A 5,974-nucleotide genomic window follows, 5' to 3' on the forward strand; every position below is an offset into this window, starting at 1 on the left:
CATCATTTCGAACTGCTTAAGCAGGTGGTTGACCGCGGTGACGGTCGTCCCGGAACCTGCCGCAATCCGCCGCCGTCGCGAGGCTTTGATGATGTCCGGATGCCGCCGTTCGCCGGGCGTCATGGAATTAATCATGGCCTCCAGACGGCGCATCGACTTGCCATCCTGCATGGCGCTTTGCGCCTCGGCGGGCAACTCGCCCATGCCGGGCAGCTTATCCATGATACTGGCCATACCGCCCATGCGCTCAAGCTGGCGCAACTGCTCACGGAAATCTTCCAGATCGAAGCCCTTGCCGCTGCGCAGCTTGTCGGTCATTTTCCGGGCCTGATCTTCGTCCACGTCCTGCTGGACCTGCTCCACCAAGCTGACGATGTCGCCCATGCCCAGAATGCGCGAGGCCATGCGATCCGGATAGAAAGGTTCCAGGCCCTTGCGAATTTTCTCACCGATACCGATGAACTTGATGGGTTTACCCGTAATGGCCCGCACCGACAGCGCTGCGCCACCGCGGGCATCACCATCGGCCTTGGTGAGGATCACGCCGGTCAGCGGCAGGGCATCGTTAAAGGCCTTGGCGGTATTCACCGCGTCCTGGCCGGTCATGGCATCGACCACGAAAAGCAGTTCCACCGGTTTGACCGCCGCGGTCAGGGCCTGCGCCTCGGCCATCATCTCACTGTCCACGTGCAGACGCCCCGCCGTGTCGACGATGAGTACGTCGTAGACGCCGCGCTGGGCCGCTTCCACCGCATCCTGGGCGATGCGCACCGGCTGCTGGTCGGGGCTGGAGGGGAACACATCCACCGCAATATCTTTACCGAGATGCACCAACTGCTCCATGGCGGCAGGACGGTAGACGTCGGTGCTGACCATCAGCACGCGCTTCTTTTCTTTGTCCTTGAGCCACAGGGCGAGCTTGGCACTGGTGGTGGTCTTACCCGAGCCCTGCAAGCCTGCGAGCAGGATCACCGCCGGGGGACGGGCGCTGAGATCGAGGCGATCATTGTGCGCCCCCATCAACTTTACCAGCTCATCATTGACGATCTTGACGAAGACTTGCCCCGGCGTGAGGCTCTTGACCACCGCTTCGCCCATAGCCTCTTCGCGGACATTATGGATGAAGTCCTTGACTACCGGCAGGGCTACGTCGGCCTCCAGCAGCGCCAACCGCACATCGCGCAGTGCGTCGCGGATATTATCCTCGCTCAGCCGTCCCTGGCCGCGCAAGTTCTTGAAGGTCTGAGTCAGTTTCTGGGTCAGATTGTCAAACATGGGTCCCCCTCGTGTAGGGGTGGATTTTGGACTGTATGGAGCGGTCGCGCAATGCGTGACATCACCCCTCCTGCCGCACCGGCAGAGGATTGAACTGATGCCGTTGATGACGCCAGTCGGGCATGAAGTGGCCCATCCGCACCTTGAAACGATTGAAGCGCATCGGGAGGTCCTGTTATCAAGTGCTTGAACGCCACGCAGCTTGATTAAGGTGACTAATGGCCGATTTTGCAGCGTAACCGGTCATTCACTTTCTAGGAAACTCATCGCGGTGGTCCAAGCAGATCCATCTAGCCTTTGGGCAGGCGGTACACGCTGAAAAACCAACCGCGATTTGGTTAGTTGCCCTTTATTTTTTTGTATTCCGCGATCACGGCATCCAGCAGATGACGTTCTGCTGTTTGCACTGAACTCCAGTCGTGCTCTTTAGGCACGGCTATGATTCGTAAATTCATGGCTACCATAGCCCGATGATACTCTCTATGCAGAAGGCCTATGGTGCTACCCTCTGCAATCCCTAATCGCTGTAGATCCTTTGTGATATGACAAGTGCTCACATCTGCCAGAGGCATATAGCTCACCAGCTGCGGATCGTGCCGAATGGCATTTTTAAAGACTGCGTTATGGGTGATTAGCTCGGCATAGAGCCCGAGAAGGCTCGTTGGATGCTCGCGTTGCGTCTTAGGAGGATGCCTTAAGAATTGGAGCAACGCATCTAAGGGCAGGGGCCTCGCGATGGCATAACCCTGGAACATTTCCACGTCCAGCATGGTCAGCGCATCCAATATATCATCCGTTTCCACGCCCTCTACTACAAGACTGACCCCGAAGTTTTCTGCGAGTTCCTGCATCGTAATCACGAAATATAGATCTTCCGGGTGCTCCTCCAAGGTGCGCACGAAACCTTGATCCAACTTGATTTCATCTACCGGCAGGGCTTTCAGACGCAGGAGCGAGGAATAGGCGCTGCCGATGTCATCCAAGGCAATACGCACCCCTGAGGCACGCAGATCCTCCAGTTGCCCTACGGCATCCTCGGTATTCAGGAACTCCCCACCTTCCAGGATCTCGAAAGTGATACGCTGAGGATTTATAGGGTTTTCCGCCAGGGCGTCCTGCAGACAAGCAAGACAGCGCTCATTCAGGGAGGAGGGATGCAGGTTCACTGAAGCCCAGAGGCGCAAATCCCCAAGCCCTTCTGCATCAATGCGCTGAATATCCGCCAAAGTCTGGAATAACACCTGCCGTGTCAGATCGTAAAGGTCGCCCTCGTTGAAATGGGGCAGAAATTCCATTGGTGCGATGATGCGTCCATCGGCATCCTGTAAACGTGCCAAGGCCTCCATACCGACGACCCGGCGCGAACGATTATCGAGAAGCGGCTGGTAAAAGACCCGAAGGCCATCCTCATGAAGCAGTTTCTGATAACCGTTGAGATGTTTTGAAATCTCATGTCCGTAGATCATCCAGAACTGAAGGCGATCCGCTTTATTTGCCTTGGATTCATAGAGTGCCTGGTCGGCTAGGCGCAGGAGGATGTCCGAATTGCCTCCATCCACGAAAGGGTAGACAGCGACCCCCATGCTCAACCCTACTTGCACCATTTGTCCATCTTCCAGCGGGATCGGCTCACGAATGATATCTCCGATTTTATCCATGATGGGTGCCAAGGTATCCAGATGGTCCAAATCTTCAATTAACAGCACGAATTCATCTCCTCCCAGGCGGGCGACAAAGTCGGATTTGCGCAAGGACTCCGTCAAGCGTTTACCCAAGGCCACCAGCACCGTGTCTCCGGCCTCATGACCATGGGTATCGTTAACAGGCTTGAAGCTATCCAGATCCACCATGCACACGGCCAGAAGCTTTTGGTTGCGATCTGCACGCTCGATGGCACGATCCATCTCCAAATCCAACGCGCGACGATTCGGGAGAGCGGTCAGTAAATCTGTCGTCGACTGCCGAGACAAATCCTCCATGAGCTGATGGCGCTCGGTGACATCTATCGCTGTCCAAACAATAAGCGGATGCTCAGGATCGGTCATCAACCGCTGACCTGACACATCCACATAAATCATCCGGCCATCCCTGCGTTTTACCGCAACATCTTTCAGGGATGCGCCCCCCTGCGCCAGAATTTTCTGCGCAAGGTGCGCTATTTTTTGGCTACTCTCGCCCTTAGGATAAATCTCCTGCGTAGAATGACCGAGGACATCCTGCGCATTCTGATAGCCCAGAATGGTCAAGAATCCTTGATTCACCTCACGGATGATCCGCTCGGGATATTGCACCAGATTGATACCCGTGATCGTATTGGCAAGCAGAGACTCCTGGGTGGCGTTCAATTGGCGGATAGTCTCTTCATTCCAGTGACGTTCCGTGGCGTCCACATGGGTCCAGACAATCCGTTCCGGCTCGCCGCCGCTCGTAAGCACTTTTTGTCTGGACAAGTCGATATAAATAACGGTCCCATCCAGACGTCGATAAGGTACATCGCGCAATATACCATTACCCTGCGCAAGGACTGCTCCGGATAATTCCTCGACCTTTTGCAAGGTGTCCATATCCGGGTGAAACTCGTATGCGGAATGTCCTACCATATCTTCCATGGACGAGATGCCATAAATCTCCAGTATTCGCGCATTAGCCCTTTCGACCACACGTTCGGGATAACGCACGACATTCACTCCCGCTGTCAGGCTATTGAGCAACGCTGCATTAAAGGCGGAGGTCGCATGTTCTTGTCGCGCGAGATCAATGCGATCCAAGCCAAAACTGATATCTCTACCGAGTGCTTCCAATATATTCCGTGTGTCTTCGTCGAAGACGCACTCCTTACCACAGTAAAAAGAAAGCAGGGCCCACAATACGCCTCCCCGGTAGAGGGGAAGTGTAGCGCTCGCGTCAATGCCAAATCGCGCAGCACGCTCCCGCCAAGGCACCATATCCGAATCTATGGAAAACGCTGAGCCAAAGATTTTTTCCGGCTTCCGCCAGACTCTACCCGCTGGCCCAAGACCCTCCGGCAAATCGTTACGGCTGGATATCCGGACTCCCTCCAGATAGGCGGTTTCTCCAGCCTGGGCCAGTATCTGGAAAGTCCCCTGCGCATCCGGTTTGCCGATCCAAAAAAGGCGCATATTGGTGTGCTGAACCGCAAGCGTGCAGATATTATGGAGCAATACAGATTCACAATCCGCTCTGGCAATCGCCTGGTTCACCTCACTCAGCAGGATGTTAAAACTGGTTAACTGCTGCTGATGCTCCAGACTCTGCTGCAGGGATGCTTCCAGCACCTTGCGCTCGGTAATAGCACGGGCAGAGTCAAATAATACCCACTGGCCCTGAATCTGAACGGGCAACCCATTGATCTCCACATCAATAATGGTTCCATCCTTGCGCTGAAAGCGGGCTTCAAAGCGCAGAGGCTCTTGCGTGGCGAATTGTTGAGCGATGGTCTCCCGGAGATCTTCGGCGTTTTTTTCCACATACCACTGAGCTACATGCATGCCGATCATTTCGTCGCCGGCGTAACCCAACATATCGCAAAACTGGTAACTGGCCTCCAGGAGTACGCCGTTTTCATCAAGGATGTGAATGCCGTCGCTCGCGTTTTTCAGTAGTGCTTCGTTTTTCTCAGAAACTTCCATAAGTTGCTGATGATTCCAGATCAGCGTGAGCGCCGCACTCATGGATTGAACCATCTGTGCCAGCAGATTTTGCAGCGCCTCATTAAAATATCTCGGGTCGTCACTCGCGATTACCAGAATCGCGCTTGGCTCTGCATAGTCACAGGCAAACACCGGATACACCATAACTCTGCGGATACGCTGTAATGCTGGGACGGTCTTCTGAATTTCCGCCATCGCCTGATGCTCTTGCGGATCTTGCGGACCCAAAGGGATTTTTTGCCGATAACAGCGGTTAGATATCAGCTCCCCGTAGGGAAAATTTACAGCATCCCTGGAAATCTTCAATTGCGCCAGACATTGCTCCAAGACAGGTTCATCGGCACAAACCGCAGTGACCCGCAAATATTCTGTGTGTGCATCAGGATTGGCGATATAAGCACCGATAGCATTCGCTTTTTGCACAATGCTTTCTACTACCAACCGATACATCTCCTCCGGACTCTGCAGCTTGATAAGCGACTGCTGAACCTGGAGAGCTATCGCCTGGCATTCTTGTAGGCGGATCAGATTCCTATAGGCAATCTGGGTACCCCTATACACGACAGCTATGATCAGGAGAAGAAGGAACTCAATAGGCAGATACGGTCGCTCATTCTTCCAAAAAAGATGATTCAACGTGGCCGCATCCCATTGGGCTTTGACCATCAATGGGATACCCGGTACCGGCAATGTGATTTGTCCGGCAGGCGAAGACAAGGGGGTTCCGGGTGGACTCCAGTGGCCATCCTTCCAGATGGAAACAGTCTTACCATCAGGCAAACTCAGGACGACCCCCTGGATCAACGGCGAGATGCGAATGCTGCCCAAATTTGATAGGATGAACGGAGAGCCGATAGAGGCCAGTGCATGTCCTTTGCTTGCCTTAACGCGCTCCCGCATGGTGACCACCCAGCTATGATCTCTCTTGACGTAAGAGGGGGTTCCCAACAGGCGATTCGGTGCATCTTTAAAAGTAACTGTTCACCACCCCGTGCTTCACGCGTCGTTTTGATGTAAAATGCTACGAG

2 protein-coding genes are annotated in these 5,974 nt (G+C 54.3%); both read right to left on the reverse strand.

Annotation, left to right across the window (positions count from 1 at the left end; translation table 11 throughout):
• A partial coding sequence (gene ffh, locus Q0C48_RS08925) for a signal recognition particle protein (protein ID WP_291523541.1) occupies positions 1-1,275 on the reverse strand: 1,275 nt, incomplete at its 3' end.
• Between the two features lie 338 nt (positions 1,276-1,613).
• Positions 1,614-5,846 (reverse strand): EAL domain-containing protein, encoded by a 4,233-nt coding sequence (locus Q0C48_RS08930; protein WP_291523543.1) that lies wholly within the window; start codon positions 5,844-5,846, stop codon positions 1,614-1,616.
• Positions 5,847-5,974: the final 128 nt, after the last annotated feature.

This window comes from Acidithiobacillus sp. (assembly GCF_023255755.1).
Lineage (GTDB): Bacteria > Pseudomonadota > Gammaproteobacteria > Acidithiobacillales > Acidithiobacillaceae > Acidithiobacillus.